The following is a 24,422-nucleotide window of genomic DNA, read 5'->3' as shown; positions in this document are numbered from 1 at the left end:
CGAGAACCAGATAAGAAGGTGATCAAATTGAGGAACATAGCCATTGGCGGCGGAACGGGGTTCATCGGGAAAGCGCTGACGGCGCATCTGGTGGGACAAGGATGCGAAGTCACCATCATCTCCCGAAGAAAGCCGGCTGATGCCCAAGCCGGCGTGCGATACCTGACCTGGGATCAGCTCAAAACCGCCCCGGATCTTCTCGAAGGCACGGAAGCGATCGTAAATTTGGCCGGGGCTTCGCTAAATCAGCGCTGGACGCCAAAAGCCAAGCAAAACATTATCGAGTCGCGCCTGGCCACCGTCCATGCCGTCGCCAAACTCGTTCAAGCGTTGCGCGAGAAGCCGGCGGTCGTCGTCCAAGGTTCAGCGGTCGCTATCTATGGCACATCGCTTACCGAAACTTTCCGTGAGGACAGCGAACGCCGCGTCGTCGATTTTCCTTCCTCCATCGTCCAGGAATGGGAAGATGCCGCCGACGAAATTCAGGGCGTTCGTTTGGTCAAACTCCGGACGGGAGTGGTGCTAGGGAATGACGGCGGAGCGTTTCCGCTCATGAAGCTGCCGTATATGCTCGGTTTCGGCGGCCGGATCGGCAGCGGCAAACAATGGGTCCCATGGATCCATGTGCAGGATATGGTTCGCCTGATCGAGTACTGCGTCCTCCATCCGGAATTGCGGGGGCCGGTAAACGCAACGGCTCCGGAGCCCGTCACCAACAACCGGTTCGGGCAAACGGTCGGCCGGATCTACCGACGCCCGCATTGGTTCCCGGTGCCGCCGTTTATGATACGGGCCGTTCTGGGCGAACTCTCCCTCATGCTGCTGGAAGGTCAGCGGGTGATCCCGGAAAAGCTGCTCTCGCAAGGTTTCCGCTTCGAATATCCGACTTTGGAACAGGCTCTGCGTCAATTAAAGGAGGAGTATCAAGCGGATCGGAACGTATAACGTCCTTTGACGATCACGAACGTATCCCCGTCCTGCAGCGGATATTCCTTATAAGGCACCATCTCTTCCCCTTTGAGCCTCGTTCCGTTTTTCGAGCCGAGATCCTTGATCAAAAACCTTCCGTCTTCGCTCCGGCTTAATTCCACATGCGCACGCGATGTTCCTACGGAGCGCTCGACATACTGCGATACCTCTTCGGACCTGCCGATAACAAAATGCTGCTGCCTTAGCTCGATCCTTTCGGCTGCCCCTCCTCCATCGCTTTCCCGAAGCAGATAGCCCAAAGGAGGGGAGGACACGGGTGTATGGCTTTCCCGACCCGACGAGGGAAGTGGACTTAAGAGCACGGTAGCGCCGGCTCCTTTTCCAGGCTGCAGAGTTTCCGTTTTTAGGCCAATGCCGCCGTCCCCCTCCCCCTCGTCTGTATCCGGAAAACGCAGCGGCACATGATCTTCGGCCCGGTTCCATCCTTCCCGGCGATGCGGGAGCCCCGTAATGCCCACGGCTCCAGCGCCGCTCTCTCTTGTCCTCATTTCACGGTTGCCGTCGCGGTCTTGCACGGCATCCTGCGGAGGGAATTTCCACTTCCACGCCGGCTCCGGATCCTTGTCCGCTTGGACGAAAGCCTCTTCTTTGTTTTTTCTCCCGCCTCTCAAAAATCCCGTAAACCGTTCAATTTCAAAACGGGAACGGCCCTGACGAAGGTTCGGTTCGGCGGAAAGCTCGGCGGAGCCGAAATCGGGCAGCGCTTCGAACGAAGCGGAATCCGCCGCGGCATATGTGGGCGCGAAGAGTTTGCCCATCCAGCTCAGAGTAGCGACGCCTCCCAAAATCACGGTCAATATGGCGCATAGGATCATCGTCCCGTTGCCCGGATCCGGCATATAAATCATCCTCCAGACAACCGCCGCGGCCAGCAGGCAGCCAAGCGCGATGTAGGTTTTGCGCGCGGAGGCGGATTTCTGCGCCGCCTCATCGACGTTTTCAGCCGCTTCCGGTTCCGTTTCCAGGTCACCGCCGTTCCAGCTTTTCAAGAAATCGGGCAGCGCTTCAACGTTCCGGCCGGCCGGATGAAGCTTCGAGCTCAAGAGATCCTCGCCAGGCATGGCAGCTTCGGCCTGCAACCCGCTTCGCGCCGCCGAAAGGCTCGCCGAGTCCCTGCGTAACCCCCGCTCTCTCACGGGGCTCACCGGTTTTTCCTGCATCCGGGAAACGGCTCCGGGACGTTGCCAAGGAAAGGTCCCCCCATTTATCGCCGCGGGTTCATCTGCTTTCCAACGGCCCGCATCCTCAATGCGGGGAGCTTCCTGCATCAGGTCCCGTTTCCTGGCGGCAGGAGGAGCATGATTGTTCGCGCCTGCTTGAATCCGGACATCGCCTTCCTTAGAGAGAAGACCCAGGAGCAGCTTTTTAAATCCTCCCGGGGAAAAATCCTCGGATGCCGTATACTGCAGCAGCTGCTGCACTCCGCTGCCGCTCAGTTCGGTTACGGATGCCATGAACCGGGTGACCAGCTCCTTCAAGGCGTCTTGGACCGGCTTCAAGCCTTCCGTCCGGTCAAGCGGAACGTAGGTCAGGTAAAGCGTCCCTTCCTGCAGCGACCCGTGCACGAAAATATAGTCTTCGTCCAACACGTATTTGAGCGGCTGCAGCATGTAAAGCGCGCTGTCTTCCAACGCCTCGGCCACCTGCAGCAGCAAAGCGTAATATTCGGTCATGTTGATTTTTTCGCTTTTCAGCATATGGGACAACATCTTTTTTTCCGTGATGTCGTACCAAAGCGTAACCCGAAGATCGACTTCTTTGACATGGAGGGGCAATAAGCGCGGGATCCGCGAAGCCCCGATCATCGCCACCTCTACCTTGCTCAGTTCGTCCGAAGCGATGCCGGATGAGTCCGACAATACCATATAGGTTCCGCCCTGCTGCATAAAATCGCGCGACAAACCCATCATTCCTGTTCACCTCTAACCGAGTGTATAGACGCTGGCCGCAACATAACCGGGAAGCACCGCAAGCATAAACGGAAAACGCAGCTGCTTCTCCTTGCCTGCCGTCAGGGACCGGAAATTCCTCAATATAAAAAAACCGGCCAAATTGCGTGCCACATTCCGCATTCTTTGCATGGTCTCGCGTCTCCACAATAAAATCAGAATACCGATGAATCCGGCGCATAGCACCGAATAAACGATGCACTGGATGGTTAACAGCGTCCCCAGCCATGCGCCGATCCCTCCAAACAGCTTGACGTCTCCGGCGCCGACCGCCCCCATCATATGCATCAGCAGAAGCAGCACGAACCCCGTTCCAAGTCCTTTGACCGAAAACAACAGTCCCTGGAAACCATCCGCTGCGAAGTGGATCAGAATCCCGCTAAGCATCGCCGACAGCGTCAACCAATTCGGAATTTTCATCGTGCGAATATCCGTGACGAATGCCGAGATGATGATCAGCGCGCACCCCCAAATCCAAAAAGCCATGTCCGAACCTCCTTTTCTTTCACGACGCGCCCGGCGCTCTGAGACTTCAAGCAGACATCTTTGCGCCCGGGCTCATCCTTTAACAACCGTAAACATCACCTCGGTCCTTTTCCCGTCCGAGGTCGTAATGACAAACGGCCACGTGCCCGGCGTGGTATTGGTTCCGACGAACCACTCCCATTCGACATACCCTTCCGCATCCGCTTGTTGATCCCCGAGGTATTTGGCCGTGCTTTGTCCGCTTTTATAAAAAACGGAAAGGTTGGCCGACGCCCCGGGTTGGATTTTGACGCGCACTTTTGCTTTTTTGCCGACGTAGGCAGGGTCCGGTTTTTCAATAATTTGTACCGCCGATCCTTCGGATCCGGACTCGTCCCCTTTGCCCGCGTTCTCTTCCGTTTCCCCAATCCACAACCGTTCCTGGGCTTTCGCCTGGATTACGATTTTTTTATTCAGAAGCGGCACCTTCATCGGCAACTCATAGCTGACTTCGATCCCGAAATAAGGATCCGTGCGGGTCCGCAAATTCGGAATTTGAATGTTCGATACATGGATGCGCTCATAGTCGAGCAGCCGGCTTTCCATGTACGGCTTAAGAATCGGCTTTATGACCGGGTCAAGGACGGCCTCCGCCGCCTGGTTTTTCAAATCCTGAAGCGGTTCGTCCGCCCTGGCGGCCGCGTCCGCCATCCATTCGTTCAAGGGAACCGGCAGCGTATCCGTGTATTGGGCGGCCCAATCGCTTAAAGAAAGCTTCGGGATGCTCCAGCTGCCGGCAGGTTTCTTGCCGTCTTCGTTATCCCCGGGCTTTTTGGGCTCAATGGCCAGCGCAACCGGGTACATATGGGTGGATACCATTTTGACGGTATCGCTAACCGTGCTTTGCAGCGCCGTAGAAACCAGCGTCATCTGCACGATATAAATCAGGAAAAGGACAAAGAAGATAAACATCGGCATCACCAGGGATGCCTCGACGACCATGCTTCCCTGCTCGGTGCCGCCGGGTCGGGGGCATCCTTCCCCAAAACTCGCCCGCATTCGGTTAATAAGAATAATCCGCTTGTTTGACCGCATAATATCGGTTTCCTTCCACCTTATCGGGACTGCCGCCGGCATATCCGACCCATTTCATCACGCCGGGGAGAAACCACAGTCTCATGCCCATCTTCACCTCTCCCGAAGCGTAAGTGGCTCTTTCCGCGGGGTTGATTCCCGTATTGAAACGGATCAGCGCTAACATGCGCGACATTTTTTTCTGATTGTTGCTGTGCAGGAGTAAAAAAAGACGCAAATGGTCGCGGTACGTCAATTTCGCTTTGATGTAGCTGGACAGTTCTACGGATCCCGTCGTACACAGCGTAATCATGTCAGCCATCGCCATTTCGATGCCGTAGAGCAGAGCAGCGGCGAGCACAAGCAGCGGATGGCCGAGGCCGCTGTTTTTGACCAGCCCTTCCATCGTACGGATCGCCAGCCTGGACGCGAAGATTTCGGCATAGGCCGCCGAAACGTTGCCTACGGGGTTATGAAACCCGTATACGATGTACTCCAATTCTTGGTTTTTGACGCTTAGCTGGTCTGCGACCGCGTCTCCCAAATCCGCCTTCGGATCGGACGCCGCCTCCTTCAGACGGCTGATATCAAAATGATTAAAGTACATGGCCGCATATTCGTTTTGCAGCAATTCGTCCTTGACCCCGGACATCATGCCCCCCAGCGCTCCGTACAACCCGTCCATTCCGTTCATCGCCGACTTCCCTGCATCGTAAGGATCGTCGTCAAGGTCGGCTCCCTTGGTTTCCCCCTCGGCAGCTTGCTTGTTAAATTCGATGCTTTCGCCGTAATAGGTTTGCAGCGTGTCGTATTCTTTCCTATAAGCCTTTGCCTTTTGATCCAGCTCGTTGATCCGTTCCAAAATATTCGCTGCCTCTTTCAATTTGGCCTTGCCCTGTTTTTCCTTTTCCTTCCGCTCTTTATCCGAACCGCGGTGCTGCTCGATCACCGCCGCTTCCTGGTCCAGCCTGTTCGCGGAACCCGACTCGGCGTAGGCCCGCAAATAGCCGTCGATCACCCCTCGGGCCGCAATGACCGCGCTTTTCATGCTGCTTGAGCTGCCGTAAAGCCCGGATGCCCCGGCCAGCTCGGACCGTGCCGACGAAAGGCTTTGGTCCGCCTGCCGGAACTCGTCCCGCTGGCGGCTGATCTCTTGCTTCAAATCCCCCAGCAGGCTTTCGCTCAGCAAAAGCTGGTCGGTTTGTCCGCGCAAGCCGCGGATCGTCGCCGCGTCATCCCCGTTGATTCCGGCCGTATGCCCCGGAATGACGCTTCGCGAAACCGCGTCGTAACCTGCGCTTTCGGAGCGGTTTTCGGAAGCCGCGATGACTTCTTTCATCTTTTCGTTCAGTTCGGATGCCTCCTGCCATGCCAGATCGGCCTCCTGCAAAAGCTTGCCGTGGCTGTTCGCCGCCGAACGATGCTTGCTGCCAAGCCGGGACGTCACGTCCGACGAATCCGTCAAATAATCCCGGATCTCGTCGCTGTACTGCGGCTCCTCATCCTCGCCGCGGTTCGCGTCTTCATTCGCCTTGGCGACGTAATCATCGTATTGGGCAGCAATCCCTGCTGCAGCGCTCACCCGCGAGGATCCGAGAGACTCATTGGAAATGGAGGAGGAATACACGCCCATGAGCATGCCCGGTATGCCGTTTGCGCTTTGCGCCGCCTGTCTTTGCTTGTCCAGCATCCGGTCCAGCGCGGCCTCACGTTTGTCGTACAGCTTTTGCAGCTTGCGCAGCACGTCGACCGTGTCGGAAGCCTCTTTCATCGAAGAAGACAACGGCTTCATTTTCCCGGCAATCTCAAGCGTAAAATCGATTGGCGCCTTATACTTCATTTCCTCCCCGATTTGGCGGTTGAAAATGTCGTATTCGCCGAGCATCCTTTCCATCTGCAGGCCGGAACTGTCCAGCTCCATCGGCAGCAAATCGAACCGGTCGCTCCTTTTCCCCTTTTCCAAACTGCTGCTCAACACGCCGGCCATAATCTGGTCCCCGCTCTGTTCCCCGTAGGCAAACAAACCGTACCGTTCCTGCAGCTCCACGTCATAGGAAGACATGACGGAACGAACCGCCGCATGCGCCAACCGTTCGGTTTGAACCTTCATCGCCGCGATGCGCGCATAATCGATAAAAAGAGCGACGAACGCAAATATAAAAGCAAGAATCATGATTAAAAATACGGAAACCGAACCGTTTTCCGTCCGCCTTCCAGCAAACACACCTTATCCCCTCTTTCCGCTACCTGCCCGAAGACCTGAATTGATTCAGCACCTCCGCGGCGCTGCCCGGATCGGTTTTGGCGTCTTCCCTTGTACCTTTGAATTTCGAAGCATAATATCTCATTAAATCAACCGTACGAATGAATTCGACGGGTTCGACGACAGCGGAATTGCCAAAGCTGCTCGCATCCGAACCGTCTTTCAGCAGGGTATCCAGCGGCGGGAGGGACAGCATGCGAGTCAGGTCTACCCTCACCGTCCGCTGCACGATCGTGTTTTTGTAGCTGATCTCGCCTTTCATTTCAGGCGGGACCATGCTTCCGGAATGGTTCATTTTGATGACAGGAAGGCTGCCTCCCGCCCCATTTCCCCCCGGCATGGGAACGGTTTCCGTATTCTCCGTTATCCCGGTCCAGCCAAACAACGCCCCAAGCATCCCGTCTTCGCTCAGCCTCCAATACAAGGAATCGTATTGTCCTTTCCCGACCTGGCCGGTGGCTGCTTGCTTGTGGCTGTTGTCCCAGCTGTAAGCCGCCCGCTCCGCGACGGCGGACGCGGTCTGGTGCAAAAAGCTCTGCTGATACACGTACAGGCAAAAAAATACGAGCGTCATCGTGACAAACAGGACGATCGGGAGCACGAGGGAAGCTTCGACGGTGAAACTCCCCTCGCTGCCTTTGAGAGGTTTAGCTATCCGAAAAAACTTCATCGCTTTTTTTGTCCACTTTCGTTAACAGCCGTTGCACGATCCGAAGCAGCTCTTTTCGGAACAACAAGGCGATGATGATAATCACCGCAATGATCAAGATCATTTCGAGCATTCCGAGTCCGTCTTCCTGTTTCCAAAAATGTTTGGCTTTGCTCCAAGCAAGCATCCACATACCTTCATTCCTCCTACAAATTCATCATCATAAAAGCAGGCGTTCCGACAAGCACAATCACAATCATAAAAATGACGACCATCGGAAAGATCAGCTTGGAAGACGCCTGTTCTCCCCGGGTCCGCGTAATGGCCTTCCGTTTCTCCCACAGAACCCGGGACAAATCGGTCAATGCCAGCACGAAGTCGCTCCCGCCCCGCCTGAAATTGAGCAGGACGGTCGTCGTAAAAATCGAAACCTCCTGAACGGCGCAGCGTTTGCTGAAGTTTTCGAAGGACTGCTGAAAGGAGTATCCCCCTTCGAGATCATCCTTCATCTTGATCAGCTCGCGGTAGAGCGGATGATGAACCTGCTGCTTTTTCTGCTCCACGCAGTGGCTGATCGCCTTTTGGACCGTTTCGCCGGCTCCGACCAGCAGCACGATTTTGTTCAGCAGTTCCGGAAGCTCCGTCAAAATGTCCTGGTCGCGCTTGACGACCTTGCCGTGCATGTCCTTGATCATGGCCGCCGGCACCAGCACGCCCATCGCCCCGCCGATCGCCAGCCCCGCGGCGTCTTTCATGGCGAGCGTCAGCAAGCAGCCCAGCATAAGCAGCAGCCAGCCGTAAGCCATCATTTCCCCGGCGTATAACAGCGTCAATTCGGCGCTGTAGCGCTGGCCGTTCAGCTTTTGGATCGAGCGCTGAATTTTGAAGAAAAACAGCGGGAAACGGGACATCAGCTTCAATCGCTCCACAACATACAGCATCGGGGGAGCCAACCTTTTAAGCCGCAGCCCCTCCATATGCAGCTTCGTCACGCTCCGGTATTTCGCGCCGCCGATCCGGTTCAGCACCACCCAACCACCCGCCAGCAGAACCAGCATCACGACCGCAATCAGCTCCACATCCTCACCCCGCTCAAATTTTGATGTTCATAATTTTGATAATCCATAATAAACAGCCCGCAAGCCCAAGTAGCGCAAACGTCGATATGACCATCCCCATGCCCCCGAACATCGGCTTCATGTAATCGCCCGAGGTCAGGTTCATGAACACCAGCATGAGGATGGGCGCGGCGAGGAGCGCCTTCGACTCGAATTTTTTCTGGGCCACGAGAACGGCGATTTCCTGCTGAATGTCCAGCTTTTCGCCGATGATGGAGGAGGTTCTCCGGATGACTTCCACCAGGTCCCCCCCCGTCCGTTTGCATGTGATGAATACATCCGCGAAATTCGTGATGTCCTCCATGGAGGCCCTGCGGCTGAAATCCCTAAGCGCGTCTTCGATCGGTTCCCCATATTCCAAGCGGGCGCAAATGATGGACAGCTCCGTAATCAAATCGTTTTCGGCGTCCGGATCAAGCATCCGCAAGTCGGAAATCGCCTCCCGAAAGCCGTTCTCCACGGATCGTCCGGCTGACAGCGAGGAGGAAAGCGAATAAAGGGCCTGCTTAAAATGCAGGTTTAACGCCGCGCGCCTCCGCTGCAGCATATGTTTCCTCCAAAATCGGGGAACAAGCAGGCCGCCCGTCGAAAGCACAAGCGCCATCAGCCACTGATGATAAAACAGGTATCCGATGCCAAAAAACAAGGCGGCTCCGGAGATGACGCACATTACCCGCTCTAACGGGCTTAAAACATAGACGCTGTAATCGGGCAGCTGCTTATGCCCTTCAGGCTTTGCTTTTGGGGGACGGCGGCTGCGGCGCAGCATGCCCCCGCTCCCGGCGTATCCCTGGCGGCCGCGCCCTTTGAACGCATGTCCGGTTTTCATACGACAGCCTCCTTCGACGCCGGCGGATCATAACGGATGCCGGCCATTTTCAGCTTGTCCTGGTTCAGCAGCGGTCCCTGGGGCTCCAGCTCCCCAATGATCCTTCCGTCCTTTTCTCCGGTTTCCCTGAACTTGTACAGCGTATGAAGGACAACCTCGCCATTTTCCAGGCCGGCCACCTCGCTGATTTCCATGACCCGCCGCGACCGGTCGCGCAGCCTGCTTAGATGGACGAAAACATCGATTGCCGAGGCGATCTGCTGCCGAACGACGGCGATGGGCAGCTCCGCTCCGCTCAACACCATCGTCTCCAGCCGGCTGATCATGTCGCGCGTGCTGTTCGCGTGCCCGGTGGATAAAGACCCGTCATGGCCGGTGTTCATGGCCTGCAGCATGTCCAGGGCTTCGCCGCCGCGCACCTCCCCGACGACGATCCGGTTCGGCCGCATCCGCAGCGAAGACCGGATCAGGTCCCGGATCGATATTTCTCCCCGTCCCTCCGTGTTGGCGTTGCGGGTCTCCAGCGATACGAGATTCGGCACGGTCACGATCTGCAGCTCGGCCGAATCCTCGATCGTGATCACGCGCTCGTCCCCAGGGATAAACTGGGACAAAGCGTTCAAGAAGGTCGTTTTCCCCGAACCCGTGCCGCCGCTGATAAAAATGTTGTACTTGCCAGCCACCAGCTTTTGCAGAAACAACGAAGCTTCCTCGCCGAGCGCCCCCCGCCTCGTCAAATCGTCCATCGTCATCGGTTTTTCCGGAAACTTCCGGATCGTCATGGTCGGACCTTTGAGCGCGATCGGGGGCAGGACGATATTGACGCGGGAGCCGTCCTTCAGCCTGGCATCGACGATCGGCGACGATTCATTGACGACCCGGTTCACGCCGGACACGATCGTCTGAATGATGTCCTCCAGCCTCGTCCGGGACTCGAATTCCAGCGGCAGCTTCGAAACCTCGCCGTTTTGCTCGATAAAAATGTCCCGGTGGCTGTTCACCATGATTTCCGTGATCGCCGGATCATCGACGAGCGGCTGCAAAATATCGAGCCCGCGGAACGAATCGAATATGCGCCGGACCAGCTTTCTTTTTTCCGTCGCGGTCAGATCCTGCAGCTCCCTGCGGCTGAACACCGTCCGCTCGATGAACTTCATCAGCTCGTCGTTGTCCAAAGCCGACGTGACGTCCAGGCCGGAGCGGACCTCCGCCCGCAGCTGCCTGAAAAGCTCTTCATCCATATCCCTTCACCCCGGTTCCGTTGACCAGCTCTTCCCCGAGCAAATCCCGGCAGAGCTTCAACATGTCGCGTTGAAAAATCGGCGAGCTCAGCAGCAGCTCTTCGTTATGATTTTGTTTCCAGGACGGTATATAAGGAAGGACTCCGTCAATCTCCCGAATGATCTTCGGGGGCGTATTGGCCAAGCTGCCGGCGAAACGGTTGACGATAAACCGGCTTTTCCCCGCCACAAGCCCGAATGCCTCGGGATGGCTGCGTTCCATGTAAGCAAGCTGCTGGCCGCTTTTATACATATGGATAAGGTCGTCCAGCAAAATCCAGACCAAATGCTCGCACCCCTCCAGGACGGCGGACGTCCGGTCATTCATTCCGGAATCGGTATCGGCGATGACGACGTCGTAACTCCCGCAGGCCGCAAGTCGTTCGATCAGGTTCAGTACGTCGGCTTTACTCAGTTGAAGAATTTCGTTGCGGTTCGATACCGGCTCGAACCAATCGCACTTCATCGCCGGATGTTTTACCGAAAACGGTTCGATCGGAATGGGCGCCGGGTTTTTGCTTTCTTGCGCCGCCTTCATCTCGTACAGCAGGCGCGGCAGGCCTTGGGCGTCCTCCGCTTTGCGGTTGGGCCTGGGAAAAACGGCGCTGCTGTTCATCGCCTCCAGATTCAGGTAAAACACGGAACATCCCAATCCGCCAAGCTGTTTCGCCATATTGACCGCTGCCGTCGTTTTCCCGCTGCCTCCGACCGCGGACACAAAGCCGATCGTAACCGCCCCGTCCCCTTTCCGAGCCGCCTTTCCCGCCGGCATTCCTTCCTTGGAACAGGCCTGAAGCAATGCTTCGCATAATTCGGGAAGCGCCTGAAATTTCGCTATCTCATGAGGCGGGCCGCCGCCCGTTCCGAGCACCTTCCAGGAGCAGGTTTTGCCCCCTTCCATCCAAGTCTCAAGCATATCCCGGTCCCCGACGACCAAATCGGGACGCTCTTCTCCGTTCATGAACTCCAAAAAAGCCTCCTGTTTCGTAAAACCGATCATCCGCAATTTGCTTCCGTATTCGCCCGCATGCACGTAATGGAGCAGCGGCTCCAAGTACTGCGGCTCTTTGACGGCAACGACCACCGTATACGGCACCATAAACCTTCGCATCCCCCATTCCAAGACATAAAAAAGCACCGTTGAACAACCGCAAAGGCGGCTGTCAAACGGTGCTTCCGTTATCGGCTTCATATTAAGCTCGTCTATCCTAAATTGATCATGACTTAATTAGGAATTTACCATATCCTGAAATGAATTACAATACAAAATGTGTAAATTATCGACATATCTTGGATAAAAAGTACTCGCGCTTTCCCTATAAAAACCGTTTTTTCAACTCGGGCGTCGGGAGCAAACACTGCTCCTCCTTGCCGAACCAGCGGTAGCGGTTCCGGGCGACATAACGGTACAGGCGATCAAGGATGGGCTTTGGTACGGCCACAAATATATACAGCAGCGGCCAAGGCATTTTCAATTGCCGGGCGATTCGCAGCACCGCCTCCGAACGGACATAATAGCGCCCCTTTTCGATCAGAACCACGGTATCCACCTCGCCTGCGGGCAAACCGCCTTTGACCAGCAGCTCGGCCCCGATCCCGGATTGCAAGGATGCGAAGCGGAACTTTGCCTTCGGGTCGCGCTCAATGATAAAACGGGTTAATCCCTGGCACAAATGACAGACTCCATCGACAAGCACGATGCCTTCATAGCCGCCGCTTTCAGGCGTGCGTCCTTTTTCCATTTTCGGCACCTCCTGAAGTTAGTATCCGCCGTATTTGCCCTGAAATCAAGCATGGCAGAAAAAAGGGGCGGGGAAAACGTGCCGCATTTTTATCGATCAAGCAGGTATGGATACTTTTAACCTTAGGGTGACGTATCATTAGGCTTACATAATCCAAAAAAAAGAAAAAAGCCCGGGTAGCTTCCCGCGCCTGTATCTCGGTTCGACAGCTTATTTCGCCAAAGCTTTGTCGATCCATTGGTTTTCTTCGATTTGCTGTTCCAGCTCGCCTTTGTAGCTCTCGATGCATTTGCAGATGAAGTCTTTGCGGCATACGGGGCAAGGCGTTTTTTGCAATCGGCTGATGTTTGTCATTTTCCATTCCGGAAAACGGCTATAGAACACGCGGCACACTGTTCCGTCAGCCAGGTTCATGATGAATTCGTACAATCCGCTTTGCTCGTTGCTGCTGGCTTCCTTCATGTTCGCAATCACTGGTCTGTAAGACATATGCATCACCCGTTTATAATAAATTTCTGAATCAAGTACCTAGACATATTAAAGAATTTTAAACTTCATGTCAATAAAAGCTTGCGTCACTTCGCGCGCCGCTATTCCATTGGAAACTGGAAAATGCGGCGTCCTCCGCAAACGATGGCGCACCGGCGGCGGCCTGGTAATTTTTTTCGGCGCAAATCCGGTCATAAACCGGCCGGCGGTCGATGACCTCCAAGTCCGTACTCTCTGCTTGCCCACATCCGGTCACCGCTATACTAAAAAATATTCAAGCGGACGCAAGTGAATAGCAAACGGGAGCATTTAGAAGACTACCCCTTAATAAGGTGCACAAGGTGCGTGATACCGAATGAAGGGCTGAACCAAACCTAAAAGACGCTCCTCGCTCACAGGAATCAACCATTCGCTGGAAGTTCCCCGCAATGGCCCGGCATTCCGGAAATTTCTGGCTTTCGCCGGTCCCGGTTATCTTGTCGCCGTCGGTTACATGGATCCGGGAAACTGGGCGACGGACATCGCCGGGGGCGCCGGCTTCGGGTATTCGCTGCTGTCCGTCATTCTTTTGTCCAACCTGATGGCCGTGCTGCTCCAATCACTTTCCAGCAAGCTGGGCATCGTCACCGGCCATGACCTGGCGCAAGCCTGCCGCACCCAATACAGCAAACCGGCGGCCGTTGCCCTTTGGATTTTGTGCGAACTTGCCATTGCCGCATGCGATTTGGCGGAAGTGGTCGGTTCGGCCATCGCCCTGAAGCTGCTGTTCGGCATTCCGATGCTGTACGGCGTGCTGATTACGGCGCTTGACGTTTTGCTGATCCTGCTTCTGCAGCATCGAGGTTTTCGGGCCATCGAAACGCTGGTCATCGTGCTTGTGGCGACGATCGGGAGCTGCTTTGCGGTCGACCTGTGGCTGGCCAAGCCCCATATGCAAAGCGTCCTTTCAGGTTTTATCCCGACGCCCGATCTGGTTGCCGACCACGAAAAACTGTATATCGCCATCGCCATTCTCGGAGCCACGGTGATGCCGCATAACCTGTACCTTCATTCCTCCATCGTGCAGACCCGCCGGTATGAGAATTCCGATCAAGGCAAGCGCGAAGCCATCCGCTTCTCCGCTTGGGATTCGGCGATTGCGCTGACGCTCGCCCTTTTCATCAATGCCGCCATCCTGATCGTCTCGGCCGCCACCTTCCATCAAGCCGGCATGACGGAAGTCGCCGATATCAGCGATGCGTATGATTTGTTGACGCCGCTGGTCGGGACCGCGCTCGCAAGCATTTTGTTTGGGGTTGCGCTGCTCGCCTCCGGGCAAAACTCGACGCTGACGGGCACGCTGGCCGGGCAAATCGTCATGGAGGGTTTCCTGGACATCAAGCTGCCGCCCTGGCTTCGCCGGCTGGTTACGCGGCTGATCGCCGTCATTCCCGCCGTTATCGTCACGATGGTCGCCGGGGAGCAAGGAACCGAAAAGCTTCTGATCTTAAGCCAGGTTATTTTGTCGCTCCAGCTCCCGTTTGCGGTCATTCCGCTCGTCCAATTCACCGGAAACAAAAAAATCATGGGCACATTCGCCAACCCTCCATGGATGGCTATACTCGCCTGGTGCGCGTCCGCGGTGATCGTCGTTTTGAACGCGTTTCTTATTTACCAAACCTTTGCAGGGTGACGATCGATGCGGTTGGTCTTTCATCCTCATACGCCTCACCGCTTCCCCGGTGCCATAAGCCCCTCAGCATTAAAGAAGTTATAAAAGCTATCAACGGCAAACAAAATCCGCCAGGACTCTTCTTCGGGACGTCCATGGCGGATTCTTTTTGCGGTTTTTCAGCCGGATTTATTTCCGAAACCTATTTCTTGGTTAATGCCAGCTCTTGCAGCGCCAAATTCAGCCTCAGCACGTTCACTCTCTTTTCGCCGAACACGCCCAGGTCGCGCCCCTCGGTATTTTTTTCGACCAGCTGCTTCAGCTGCTCCTCGGAAAGCTGCCGGAGTGCGCCGATTCGCGGAATTTGCGCCTCGGCGGCCGCAGGCGAGATGTGCGGGTCAAGCCCCGAGCCGGAATTGGTGATCAGGTCCACCGGCAGTTTGCCGATCGGAACCTGCGGATTTTCCTTTTCCCACCGGGCGACGGAAGCTTGAACCCGCTTGAGCAGCTCCGGATTGGACGGGGCATAGTTGTTGGAACCGGAACCGGCGGCGTTATTGTCGATGCTGGAGATCCGTCCCTGGAAAAACGATGGATCGGCAAACGTCTGTCCGATGAGCTCCGAGCCCACCGTTCTTCCTGAGCTGTCCTTGATCATGCTGCCGTTGGCTTGATGCGGGAAAATCAGCTGGGCCAGCCCGGTGCTGGCCAGCGGATAAGCAAGCCCGCAGACAATGATCAGCAGCAAGCTGGAGCGCAGCGCCATCATCCAAATGGAGCCGTGCGGCATTTCTTCGAATTTCGCCGTTGTTTTCATTGGATATCACCCTTTTTCATATCGTCGATAAGGAATGTTCTCTTTTTTTTTCTCTGCCATTAAAAATCAATCTCCATGGTCAGATCCACAGATGCACGACCAGATCGATCAGCTTGATGCCGGCAAACGGGGCGATGACGCCGCCGAGCCCGTAAATCATCAGGTTTCGGCTCAGCAGCCGCGCCGAGCTCATCGGTTTGTATTTGACCCCTTTCATCGCGAGCGGAATCAGCAGCGGGATGATGACCGCATTGAAAATAAGCGCGCTGAGGATCGCGGACAGCGGAGAACCCAGCCCCATCACGTTCAGCGCCTTCATCTGCGGAATGGCTGCCATAAACATCGCCGGAATGATCGCGAAATATTTGGCGACGTCGTTTGCGATGCTGAACGTCGTGAGCGCGCCGCGCGTCATTAGCAGCTGCTTGCCGATCGCCACGACTTCGATGATTTTGGACGGGTCGGAATCCAAATCGACCATGTTGGCCGCCTCCTTAGCGGCGACGGTGCCGCTGTTCATCGCGATCCCGACGTCCGCCTGGGCGAGCGCAGGCGCGTCGTTTGTTCCGTCCCCCGTCATCGCAACCAGCTTGCCTTCGGCCTGCTCGCGGCGGATGACGGCGATTTTGTCCTCCGGCTTGCTTTCGGCGATAAACTCGTCGACGCCGGCTTCGCGGGCGATGGTGGCCGCCGTGAGCGGGTTATCCCCCGTGCACATGATCGTTTTGATGCCCATTTGGCGCAGCTGCCCGAAACGTTCCTTCATCCCGGGTTTGACGGTATCCTTCAAATGGATCAAACCGTAGATTCGGCTGCCGACCGCCACGGCCAGCGGGGTGCCGCCTTCCGACGCAATCGCGTCGGACTTCGCCGCCAAATCCTCCGGAATGCTGCCGCCTTGGGCGAGCACCCACTGCCGCACCGCGTCGACCGCGCCCTTGCGGACATGCCGCCCGTCCACCAAATCGATGCCGCTCATGCGGGTTTCGGCTTTGAATTCAATAAACTCGCCGCCGGCCGCCACCTCGGCATCATAAGCAAGCTGCTGCTTTTTCATCAGCTCCAGAACGGATCGCCCTTCGGGCGTCTCGTCCTTCAGCGAGCTGACAGCCGCCCAATACGCCGTTTCGGCCGGCGCCGCTCCCCCAACCGGGATAAATTCGCTCGCCATCCGGTTCCCGTACGTGATCGTTCCCGTTTTATCAAGGATCATCGTGTTGATGTCGCCGGAGGCTTCCACCGCCTTCCCGGACATGGCCAGCACGTTGAACTGCGTCACCCGGTCCATCCCGGCGATCCCGATCGCGGACAGCAGGCCGCCGATCGTCGTCGGGATCAGGCAGACAAGCAAAGAAATGAGCACCGGAATATCCAGCGAAACGCCCAAATGCTTGGCAATTGGCGCCAACGTGACGACCACGATCAAAAAAATCAGCGTCAGCGTGGTCAGCAGCGTATTAAGCGCAATTTCGTTCGGCGTTTTCTGGCGCGACGCGCCTTCGACGAGCGAGATCATCCGATCGAGAAACGACTCCCCGGGGTCGCTGGTGATGACGACCTTGATCCGGTCGCTCACGACCCGGGTTCCCCCGGTCACGGAGCTGAAGTCGCCGCCCGCTTCCTTCATGACCGGAGCCGATTCCCCGGTGATCGCCGATTCGTCGACCGACGCGAGCCCTTCGATGACCTCGCCGTCGCCCGGAATCATTTCGCCCTGGGATACGACGACGACGTCGCCCTTGCGCAGCTCCGTCGAGTTGACGACTTTGATTTCGGAACCGACGCATTTGTTCGCGGTCGTTTCCTGTTTCGTCTTTTTCAGGGAGTCGGCCTGCGCCTTTCCCCGTCCTTCCGCCAGTGCCTCGGCAAAATTGGCGAACAGGACCGTGAACAGCAGAATCAGGAACACCGCCAAATTAAAGCCGGTGCGACCGGTCGTATTGAAGTAACCCGGAAACAGCGCCATCAGCAGGACGACGAACGTTCCGACCTCCACGACGAACATGACAGGGTTTTTCATCATGACGACCGGATTCAGTTTGATGAAGCTGTCCTTCAGCGCCTGCTTTGCGATGTTTCCCGTCAGCATGCTTTTTCGTTTTCCTTCCATGGTTTTTCCACCTCGTTTATTCAATCGCTTTGAGCTTTTTACGGGGATGCTTCCCGCGAAACCGCTCCCGCGTCCATTTTCCAAACAACCGATTCGGCCTTACATCGTCAAAAACTCCGCGATCGGCCCCAGCACCAGCACAGGCAGGAAAGTCAGCGCCCCGATCAGGAGCACCGTTCCGACCAAAATGCCGGCAAACAGCTTCGTGTCCGTCCGGAAGGTGCCGATCGATTCGGGAACGAGCTTCTTGCCGGACAGCGAGCCCGCCACCGCCAGCAGCGCGATGATGGATACATACCGTCCCAGAAGCATGACGAGCCCCGTGCTGACGTTCCAGAACACCGTGTTATCCCCCAGCCCTTCAAAGCCGGAGCCGTTGTTCGCCGCGGATGACGTATATTCGTACAGCGATTGGCTGAGCCCGTGATACAGCGGATTGGACAAGGCGTCCGTGCCGAGATGCGTCATAAACGAAATCGCCGTCGGCGCCAGAATGATCAGCGGATGCGCCAGGATCGCGACGGCGATCAGCTTCATTTCCCGGCTTTCGATTTTTTTCCCAAGAAACTCCGGCGTCCGCCCGACCATCAGGCCGCAAATGAACACGCCCAATATCGCGTACATCAGCATGTTGACAAGACCGACGCCTTTGCCGCCGAAGACGACGTTCAGCATCATCTCCGCCAGCGGAGCCAGTCCGCCGAGCGGGGTCAGCGTATCATGCATGTTGTTGACCGAACCGGTGGTCGCCGCGGTCGTCACGGCCGTGAACAGGGCGGATTGCGCCACGCCGAAACGAACCTCTTTTCCTTCCATGCTGCCCTGCGAGGCATCGATACCCAACTGATTGATCAGCGGGTTGCCGCTTTTTTCCGATACGTACGTCAGGGACAGGAACCCCAGGAACAGCACCATCATGGCCGAAAAGATGATCCAGCCCTGCTTGCGGTTGTTGGCGAAACGCCCGAACGTGTACGGCAATGCGGCCGAAATCGTCCACATGCTCAAAATTTCAATGACATTCGTGAGCGGACTTGGATTTTCAAACGGATGCGACGAGTTCGCTCCGAAAAAACCGCCCCCGTTCGTCCCCAGATGTTTGATCGACTCCAAGGAGGCCACCGGCCCCATCGCAATATGCTGCACCGCTCCGCTTAAAGTATGGACGGTCACTGTCGGATCAAGCGTTTGGGGCACCTTCAACCCCACAAGCACCAGGGTGACGATCAAGGCCAGCGGCAGGAACACCCGGACATGCGCCTTGATGAAATCCTCGAAAAAGTTGCCCAGCCCGCCTTCGCGGCGCGTGATGCCCCGAATAAAAGCGATCGCCACGGCCAAGCCGGATGCGGCCGAAGTAAACATCATCATCGTGATAACGATCATCTGCCCCAAATACGACATGCCGCTTTCGCCGCTGTAATGCTGCAGGTTCGTATTGGTCATGAAACTGATGACGGTATTGAAGGACAAGCTGGCGTCCATGTTTCCCGTCCCGTTCGGGTTGACCGGCAGCCCGCCCATCAGTCTCAGCACCGCGTAACTTACGGCCACCAACACGATGTTGGTTGCGATCATGCTCAGGGCGTATGTTTTCCAGCTCATTCCCGAGCGCTTCCGAAGGCCGATGATGGCGTAAAAAAGCTTTTCCACGGGACCGAAAATCCGGTCCGTCCGATTCGGTTCATTAGAAAAAACGTGGTAGATGTAACTGCCGACCGGTTTAACCAATAGCAGCAGCACCACGATCACGATGCCAATCTGCAACATATCCAAAATCGCTTCCTCCTCTTCAAACGCGGATGAAGGCGGCTTCGCCTTACCCGCACAGCTTTTTTTTAAAACCGTTCCGGATGGATCAGGGCATACACCAGGTAGATGAACACAAACGCCGTCAGCATTATTACCACAATCATTTGCCGTCTCCTCCCCCGTCCACGATATGGCCGCACCACATCAGAAACAGCAAAAATATTCCGAACACGCCCGCCAGCGTCAATATCATGAAAAGGTCCATCATGGATCAAACTCTCTCCTTTTTCTGCCCGGCTGCCTGCCTTTTGCAAGCTCCGGACATTTCTTGCTTCGGCCTTCCGCATCCTGTTTCAATCGTCCAAACCGTTACTTCAGCAAAAAACCGACCTCGCCGTTTAGCGTATGAATGACATGGTCCGCCCCAAGCCCCCGGTAAATGCCCGGCGAGTGATGCGCCCGGGTGATTACGTAGATGGAATCCGGCGTCCAAGCACGGCAAATTTGCAAGTAACGGCACGTTAAATTCAAACTGTTTTCGAATATAAAAATCCGGCCGATCCTCCACTCGGGCACGACCCATTCCTCCGTGTTGTTGGTATGGAGCCGGATGACTTTGGAGACGCCCAGCTTCTTCAGATCGCGTTCTTCCTTGGCATTGTTCGTCAGCGCGGCGAAAGGCCGCTTGAGATAGATCAAAAGCTTGATAAAATTGCGCCCGGCCTCGTTCGGGGCCGTCACGACGATGAGTTCCTCTTCCACGGCTCTCGCCTCCTTTCGTTTCTGGATCGGGCGATCCCAACAACCGCGTCTTTTATTAAAAAATGCTTATCCGAAATGCTGACCCGAATAAAAAAAGCCGCAGGAAAGAGGATTCTTTCCCGCGGCTTCCAACATCCATGACCAAAGAAAGCCATGAAATATCGCTCACGACGAATGGGGCCTCTCCCGATACGCTTACGAGGTTAGCTGACGGATTCGGGCGTGAGAGTCGCCCTTCCCCCGTCCGGTTTTCGGACAAAGGGATTCACCCCGGCGCCATCCGCTTGTGGAAGCAAACGGCGCGTTGGTTCCCCCGCTCCCGGCCAAAGCCGGAATTCAGCGTTAAAGACGTTTCTATTGACTTTCATCCATTTTGTGCAACGTTGCGTTTTTGGCAATAAAAAACCACAGAGGTCATCCGATCCCCTGCGGCCGATGTTCATCGATCACAAGTTTCATCATTCCTCTCTCAGGCGACGCTTACGAGGTTAGCTGACGGATTCGAGCGGTGAGAGTCGCTCTACCCGCGATCGGATCCATGGCATCCGTTTCGCAGGATTCACCCCGGCGCCTCCCCTGCCTTCCGACTCTCACATCGGACGACGGGAACGCGCGATTGGTTCCCCCGATTTCCGCTTCTTCGAACGGAAACTCAGCGATTTTAAAAAATGGAAACATGTTCAATTACGATTTGAATCATACACCCGCGTGCAGCGGCATGTAAAGGAGTCGCGAAATCGTTATCCGCGTAAAATGGCGGCCCTAGCATACAGGTTATCGCTTACAAAAGTGTTTATCTGCGCCAAGCTCTCGCATGCTCTCTATTTTTCGCGTTTTTGGCAATGGATGCGAAAGTCCCTTCTATTGCGTTTCTTTGAATACGGATCCCTTTTTCCGCAAACCGGCCAGGCCCAATCGAATTGCGGGCTACTGCCTTATGGCGACCCAAATCATATAGAATGGAACAAAATAAAAACAAAAAAAGAGGCCGCGTGGGCCTCTTTCGTGATATGTGAGTCTATGGAATTCCCCGCTGCGCAAACGCTTCTTTTCACGAACGAACGCTTGGATGGCGAAACATTGCCCGATGCAACAAAAAAATCCCTGCAAAACAGGGATTTTCTCGGTCAGATCGTCAATGCGGTAGAGAGGACTCGAACCTCCACGGGCGTACGCCCACTACCCCCTCAAGATAGCGTGTCTGCCATTCCACCACTACCGCATAATATTAACTTTTGCAGCAACTCTGTTATTATACACCGATTATCACGATATGTAAATAGTTTATTTCTTTTATGCAGTCCGATCCCGTGAAATACAAGATCCGTTGCGTAAAAACGGGCCGGGGACCCGGCCCGTTCATTCCCTCAACAGCTTGCCCAGCTTGGCGACCGTATCGCCGTCCGCCGTCGGAACGTTGATCGTGACGGTCAAACCCGGGTCGTCGGACGTCACAAACGAAACCTGCTCGATTTCGAGCCGGCCCGCGGCCGGATGATGAATGATTTTTTTCCCTTCGGGGCCGTTTAAGACGTCATGCCGCGGCCACCACGCCCTAAATTCTTCGCTTGCGCGGTTTAATTCCCCGATCAAGTCCGTCCACCATGGATCCCCGGCGAATTTGGCGTAGTTTGCCCGAAATTTCGCCAGACGGTGCCGGGCATGGGCTTCCCAACGTTCCTGGAGCAGGCCGCGGACATCCGGGGAGGTAAACGTACGCCAGACGGAGTTGCGTTCCCTTGCCGGCATCGTTTCATATTCTCCATATATTATGCTGGCGATCCGGTTCCATCCCACGATGTTTAAGCGCTGGTCGGTCACGTAAGCCGGGCTTGTTCCCTGCAGGTCCAGAAACCGCTGAAGCGCAGGCGTAATTTCCGCGGCAGCCTCCCCCGAAACGGGGGGATACTGCTGCAAGGCAAGCAGAAACAGATGTTTTTTTTCATCGGCATCGAGCTGCAAGGCGCGCGCGATGCTCTCCAGCACCTGGGAAGACACCTGTATGTTTCGGCCCTGTTCCAGCCACGTATACCAATCGACGCTGATGCCGGCAAGCAGCGCCACCTCGCTGCGCCGAAGTCCCGGAGTCCGCCTGCGCCCCTCCGTCGGCAAGCCGGCCTGCTCCGGCGTCATCCGGGCGCGCCGGGTCCGCAAAAACTGGGCAAGCTCCCGAAGACGCTCCCCATCCGCTTTTTCCCACAAGTGCTTCTCCTCCCCTTCCCGTTCCCTAGGAGAATTTCTCCTAGGATAAACCCTCATCTAGTCCCATGATAAGAACCATTATACACTTTCCCGGTAACGGCGATGACTGCCGATTTTGCCTTTACGGAGGGATTGTCTTGGAAAAAGCGATGAACATCAAGTCCGACGGCCGCTGGAAGCCGGCTAAAGCGCTGCTGCTGCTCGGACTGTCGATCGGATACTTTATGGTGCTGCTGGACACGACGGTAGTCAGCGTCGCGCTGCCCGCGATCCGCGCAGACCTTGGCGGCGGGATTTCCGGCCTCCAATGGGTCGTCAATGCGTATACGATCGTGTTTGCCGGCTTCCTGCTCTCGATGGGCGGGCTGGCCGACAAACTGGGAGCGCGCCGCGTCTATGCCGGAGGGCTGGTCCTGTTTCTGGCCGCTTCGGCCTTGTCAGCGGCCGCCCCTTCGCTTGGCTTGCTGATCGCCTTGCGCGCCGTTTTGGGCATCGGAGGCGCGGCTCTGACGCCGGCCTCGCTAGCGCTCGTTGCCCATGCATTTCCCGAACCGTCCGCACGAGCCCGGGCGCTTGGCATCTGGGCTGCGGTCACGGGGATCGCCATGGCTGCCGGGCCCGTTGCGGGCGGCCTGCTGGCCGATTCGCTCGGGTGGCGAAGCATCTTCCTGCTGAACGTGCCGCTTGCCGTCATCAGCTTGGCCATCGTCCTGCGGCTCGGCGCCGAAACCGCCCGCAAGCGGCGGCAGCCCCTGGATTGGACGGGCCAATGGACGGCTGTAACGGCCATCGCCGCGTTATCCTTCGCGCTCATGGAGGGATCGGCTTACGGCTGGGGATCACCGATCGTGATCGCCGCTTTCGTCCTGGCGCTCGTCAGCGCGGCTCTCTTTGCGCGGGCCGAAATGAAAGGCCCCGACCCGCTGCTTCCGCTGGGAATGTTTCGAAACGCAACCGTATCGGCGGGAATGATTGCCGGCATGGCCGTCAATATCGGATTGTCGGGCATTTTGTTCGCGCTGCCGCTCTTTTTTCAACAAGCGCGCGGATTATCGGCTCATACGGCAGGCCTGGCCCTCCTTCCGATGACGATCCCGCTGGTATTCAATCCGATCGTCACCGGCCGCATCGTCGGCCGGATCGGCGCCAGAATCCCGATGACCGCAGGATTCCTTCTTGCAGCCGCGGGAACGATCTTGCAGCTGCGAATGGTTTCAACCTCCGATTACGCCCTTCCTTTGATCGGCCTGTTCCTGATCGGCCTTGGAGTTTCCCTCACCATCCCCGCGCTCATGACCGCGGTCATAAGCGCGGTTCCCCGGGAGCAGACAGGCGCCGCATCGGGCGCATTAAATTCAAGCCGGCAGGTGGGCGCGACCTTGGGCGTGGCCATGATCGGCGCGATCCTCGGCGGCGCCCCGTCGATGACGGCGGGGATGCGCCTGGGGCTGGCCCTGACTGCGGCCGTCCTGCTGGCCGGGAGCCTGCTGTCGTTTGCCTTTATCGGCCGAAAGGGCCGTAACCCGCGGACTGGACGTTAATTTTCCCAATCACAAAAAAGAGCCTTGCTCCCAAAGCAAAGGCTTCTTTTTTGCGTTGTCCCGGGGCAAGCCCCCATGATAGCCGCTCCCTCAAGGCTTGCCGCCATCCGGCTGACCCATCGGGATCGGCGGTCCATCCTTCCTGCAGGAACGGACGCATGCGTCCCTTAAGGCCGTCGCGTCCGATTCTATTTGCTCATTCGCCGTTCGATTGTTTTTTTCGGTAACGCGTAAACTCGATATATTCCCTAATGAACTCTTTTTCCTTCTCGGACAACGGAACGTCGCCGTCATCCCCTTCCTCCCATGCATATGTACCTGTGTTTTCCTTCAAATGAAAACGCTCCTGGTCTTTGCCCAAAATCAGCCAATCGAGGCTGACGTCGAAAAAGGAGGCAATTTCGATGAGTTTATGGGTACCCGGCGTTGATTTTCCTCTTTTCCAATCCCCCAGGTTCCCCGTGCTGATGCCGAGCTGCTCGCAAAACGATTTTTTCGTCATCCCCCGCATTTTGATTAACGATTCGATTCGCTCGTAAATGGATTGCATATTAAACCGCCTTCCGATAATTCTTATGACGACGTATTTTCGTAATTTTTCTCTTGCAAAATGACGTAAAAAAGTATATACTTTTCTTTATGCTACGGTAATTATAACATAACAATAATTGGAGAAATAAGTTTATTCCCTTATTCACGCAATCCTCAAACATCCGATGCGAACTCCCCGTCAGACAGA

The 24,422-nt window shown here is 56.1% G+C and carries 22 protein-coding genes, 1 tRNA gene and 2 riboswitches; of the genes, 3 read left to right on the top strand and 20 right to left on the bottom strand.

What is annotated here, in order from left to right; translation table 11 throughout:
• Positions 1–27: 27 nt before the first annotated feature.
• Positions 28–945: a TIGR01777 family oxidoreductase gene (locus NYE48_RS04780; protein WP_340997171.1), complete on the top strand. Its 918-nt coding sequence runs from the start codon at positions 28–30 to the stop codon at positions 943–945.
• On the opposite strand, the gene NYE48_RS04775 is transcribed toward NYE48_RS04780, so the two are convergent.
• From NYE48_RS04775 to NYE48_RS04720, 12 genes are all read right to left on the bottom strand, one after another.
• Complete coding sequence (locus NYE48_RS04775) at positions 924–2,900, bottom strand: DUF6382 domain-containing protein (protein WP_340997170.1); 1,977 nt, start codon at positions 2,898–2,900, stop codon at positions 924–926. The genes NYE48_RS04780 and NYE48_RS04775 overlap by 22 nt on opposite strands.
• A 12-nt stretch (positions 2,901–2,912) precedes the next feature.
• Complete coding sequence (locus NYE48_RS04770; RefSeq protein ID WP_036714773.1) at positions 2,913–3,425, bottom strand: A24 family peptidase; 513 nt, start codon at positions 3,423–3,425, stop codon at positions 2,913–2,915.
• 72 nt (positions 3,426–3,497) lie between these two features.
• On the bottom strand, positions 3,498–4,406 hold the full coding sequence (locus NYE48_RS04765) for a TadE/TadG family type IV pilus assembly protein (protein WP_340997169.1): 909 nt from the start codon (positions 4,404–4,406) through the stop codon (positions 3,498–3,500).
• A gap of 61 nt (positions 4,407–4,467) precedes the next feature.
• Positions 4,468–6,702, bottom strand: a complete 2,235-nt coding sequence (locus NYE48_RS04760; protein WP_340997168.1) for a TadE/TadG family type IV pilus assembly protein — start codon at positions 6,700–6,702, stop codon at positions 4,468–4,470.
• Between the two features lie 19 nt (positions 6,703–6,721).
• Positions 6,722–7,411 carry a TadE/TadG family type IV pilus assembly protein gene (locus tag NYE48_RS04755; protein ID WP_212952308.1) on the bottom strand — a complete coding sequence of 230 codons (690 nt, stop codon included), beginning with the start codon at positions 7,409–7,411 and terminating at the stop codon, positions 6,722–6,724.
• Positions 7,389–7,583 carry a Flp1 family type IVb pilin gene (locus NYE48_RS04750; protein ID WP_036714770.1) on the bottom strand — a complete coding sequence of 65 codons (195 nt, stop codon included), beginning with the start codon at positions 7,581–7,583 and terminating at the stop codon, positions 7,389–7,391. Before NYE48_RS04750 ends, NYE48_RS04755 begins: the two co-directional genes overlap by 23 nt.
• A gap of 13 nt (positions 7,584–7,596) precedes the next feature.
• Positions 7,597–8,448, bottom strand: coding sequence for a type II secretion system F family protein (locus NYE48_RS04745; protein WP_341000600.1), 852 nt, complete (start codon positions 8,446–8,448; stop codon positions 7,597–7,599).
• Between the two features lie 34 nt (positions 8,449–8,482).
• Positions 8,483–9,277: a type II secretion system F family protein gene (locus NYE48_RS04740; RefSeq protein ID WP_341000599.1), complete on the bottom strand. Its 795-nt coding sequence runs from the start codon at positions 9,275–9,277 to the stop codon at positions 8,483–8,485.
• 56 nt (positions 9,278–9,333) lie between these two features.
• Complete coding sequence (locus NYE48_RS04735) at positions 9,334–10,578, bottom strand: CpaF family protein (RefSeq protein ID WP_212952309.1); 1,245 nt, start codon at positions 10,576–10,578, stop codon at positions 9,334–9,336.
• Positions 10,571–11,716: a hypothetical protein gene (locus NYE48_RS04730; RefSeq protein WP_340997162.1), complete on the bottom strand. Its 1,146-nt coding sequence runs from the start codon at positions 11,714–11,716 to the stop codon at positions 10,571–10,573. The genes NYE48_RS04735 and NYE48_RS04730 overlap by 8 nt, the downstream gene beginning before the upstream one ends.
• A 217-nt stretch (positions 11,717–11,933) precedes the next feature.
• Complete coding sequence (locus NYE48_RS04725; protein ID WP_340997161.1) at positions 11,934–12,359, bottom strand: thiol-disulfide oxidoreductase DCC family protein; 426 nt, start codon at positions 12,357–12,359, stop codon at positions 11,934–11,936.
• Between the two features lie 210 nt (positions 12,360–12,569).
• Positions 12,570–12,848, bottom strand: coding sequence for a hypothetical protein (locus NYE48_RS04720; RefSeq protein WP_036713108.1), 279 nt, complete (start codon positions 12,846–12,848; stop codon positions 12,570–12,572).
• A 400-nt stretch (positions 12,849–13,248) separates the two neighbouring features.
• Here NYE48_RS04720 and NYE48_RS04715 point away from each other — a divergent pair, with 400 nt between their 5' ends.
• Positions 13,249–14,520, top strand: a complete 1,272-nt coding sequence (locus tag NYE48_RS04715) for an Nramp family divalent metal transporter (RefSeq protein WP_445324057.1) — start codon at positions 13,249–13,251, stop codon at positions 14,518–14,520.
• Positions 14,521–14,701: 181 nt separating this feature from the next.
• Here NYE48_RS04715 and kdpC read toward each other — a convergent pair whose 3' ends face one another.
• From kdpC to NYE48_RS04685, 7 genes are all read right to left on the bottom strand, one after another.
• Entirely contained in the window at positions 14,702–15,316 is a 615-nt protein-coding gene (gene kdpC, locus NYE48_RS04710; RefSeq protein ID WP_052147174.1) for a potassium-transporting ATPase subunit KdpC, read from the bottom strand.
• A gap of 79 nt (positions 15,317–15,395) precedes the next feature.
• Complete coding sequence (gene kdpB / locus NYE48_RS04705) at positions 15,396–17,426, bottom strand: potassium-transporting ATPase subunit KdpB (RefSeq protein ID WP_340997160.1); 2,031 nt, start codon at positions 17,424–17,426, stop codon at positions 15,396–15,398.
• A gap of 99 nt (positions 17,427–17,525) precedes the next feature.
• Positions 17,526–19,202, bottom strand: a complete 1,677-nt coding sequence (kdpA, locus tag NYE48_RS04700; RefSeq protein WP_340997158.1) for a potassium-transporting ATPase subunit KdpA — start codon at positions 19,200–19,202, stop codon at positions 17,526–17,528.
• Between the two features lie 62 nt (positions 19,203–19,264).
• Positions 19,265–19,327, bottom strand: coding sequence for a K(+)-transporting ATPase subunit F (gene kdpF / locus NYE48_RS28165; protein WP_445324056.1), 63 nt, complete (start codon positions 19,325–19,327; stop codon positions 19,265–19,267).
• Between the two features lie 220 nt (positions 19,328–19,547).
• Positions 19,548–19,940: a hypothetical protein gene (locus NYE48_RS04695; protein ID WP_212952198.1), complete on the bottom strand. Its 393-nt coding sequence runs from the start codon at positions 19,938–19,940 to the stop codon at positions 19,548–19,550.
• A gap of 176 nt (positions 19,941–20,116) precedes the next feature.
• A riboswitch (cyclic di-AMP (ydaO/yuaA leader) is annotated at positions 20,117–20,292 on the bottom strand.
• Between the two features lie 109 nt (positions 20,293–20,401).
• A riboswitch (cyclic di-AMP (ydaO/yuaA leader) is annotated at positions 20,402–20,608 on the bottom strand.
• Positions 20,609–21,079: 471 nt separating this feature from the next.
• Positions 21,080–21,162 (bottom strand) — tRNA-Leu (locus NYE48_RS04690).
• 137 nt (positions 21,163–21,299) lie between these two features.
• Positions 21,300–22,142, bottom strand: coding sequence for a helix-turn-helix transcriptional regulator (locus NYE48_RS04685; RefSeq protein WP_340997157.1), 843 nt, complete (start codon positions 22,140–22,142; stop codon positions 21,300–21,302).
• Between the two features lie 137 nt (positions 22,143–22,279).
• On the opposite strand from NYE48_RS04685, the gene NYE48_RS04680 reads away from it, so the two are divergent.
• Positions 22,280–23,683 (top strand): MFS transporter, encoded by a 1,404-nt coding sequence (locus tag NYE48_RS04680; RefSeq protein ID WP_340997156.1) that lies wholly within the window; start codon positions 22,280–22,282, stop codon positions 23,681–23,683.
• 196 nt (positions 23,684–23,879) lie between these two features.
• On the opposite strand, the gene NYE48_RS04675 is transcribed toward NYE48_RS04680, so the two are convergent.
• Entirely contained in the window at positions 23,880–24,233 is a 354-nt protein-coding gene (locus tag NYE48_RS04675) for a helix-turn-helix domain-containing protein (RefSeq protein WP_036713100.1), read from the bottom strand.
• Between the last annotated feature and the right edge of the window lie 189 nt (positions 24,234–24,422).

The organism is Paenibacillus sp. FSL M7-1455, assembly GCF_038004655.1.
GTDB lineage: Bacteria > Bacillota > Bacilli > Paenibacillales > Paenibacillaceae > Paenibacillus_AQ > Paenibacillus_AQ cookii.
This window is presented reverse-complemented; position numbering and strand designations above follow the sequence as displayed.

What these genes read in the sequence shown, in the direction of transcription:
- NYE48_RS04775 (WP_340997170.1), bottom strand. Translation starts at nt 2,900, where the DNA reads ATGATGGGTTTGTCGCGCGATTTTATGCAGCAGGGCGGAACCTATATG.
- NYE48_RS04770 (WP_036714773.1), bottom strand. Translation starts at nt 3,425, where the DNA reads ATGGCTTTTTGGATTTGGGGGTGCGCGCTGATCATCATCTCGGCATTC.
- NYE48_RS04765 (WP_340997169.1), bottom strand. Translation starts at nt 4,406, where the DNA reads ATGGTCGTCGAGGCATCCCTGGTGATGCCGATGTTTATCTTCTTTGTC.
- NYE48_RS04755 (WP_212952308.1), bottom strand. Translation starts at nt 7,411, where the DNA reads ATGAAGTTTTTTCGGATAGCTAAACCTCTCAAAGGCAGCGAGGGGAGT.
- NYE48_RS04750 (WP_036714770.1), bottom strand. Translation starts at nt 7,583, where the DNA reads ATGTGGATGCTTGCTTGGAGCAAAGCCAAACATTTTTGGAAACAGGAA.
- NYE48_RS04745 (WP_341000600.1), bottom strand. Translation starts at nt 8,448, where the DNA reads ATGCTGGTTCTGCTGGCGGGTGGTTGGGTGGTGCTGAACCGGATCGGC.
- NYE48_RS04740 (WP_341000599.1), bottom strand. Translation starts at nt 9,277, where the DNA reads ATGCTGCGCCGCAGCCGCCGTCCCCCAAAAGCAAAGCCTGAAGGGCAT.
- NYE48_RS04735 (WP_212952309.1), bottom strand. Translation starts at nt 10,578, where the DNA reads ATGGATGAAGAGCTTTTCAGGCAGCTGCGGGCGGAGGTCCGCTCCGGC.
- NYE48_RS04730 (WP_340997162.1), bottom strand. Translation starts at nt 11,716, where the DNA reads ATGGTGCCGTATACGGTGGTCGTTGCCGTCAAAGAGCCGCAGTACTTG.
- NYE48_RS04725 (WP_340997161.1), bottom strand. Translation starts at nt 12,359, where the DNA reads ATGGAAAAAGGACGCACGCCTGAAAGCGGCGGCTATGAAGGCATCGTG.
- NYE48_RS04720 (WP_036713108.1), bottom strand. Translation starts at nt 12,848, where the DNA reads ATGTCTTACAGACCAGTGATTGCGAACATGAAGGAAGCCAGCAGCAAC.
- kdpC (WP_052147174.1), bottom strand. Translation starts at nt 15,316, where the DNA reads ATGAAAACAACGGCGAAATTCGAAGAAATGCCGCACGGCTCCATTTGG.
- kdpB (WP_340997160.1), bottom strand. Translation starts at nt 17,426, where the DNA reads ATGGAAGGAAAACGAAAAAGCATGCTGACGGGAAACATCGCAAAGCAG.
- NYE48_RS04675 (WP_036713100.1), bottom strand. Translation starts at nt 24,233, where the DNA reads ATGCAATCCATTTACGAGCGAATCGAATCGTTAATCAAAATGCGGGGG.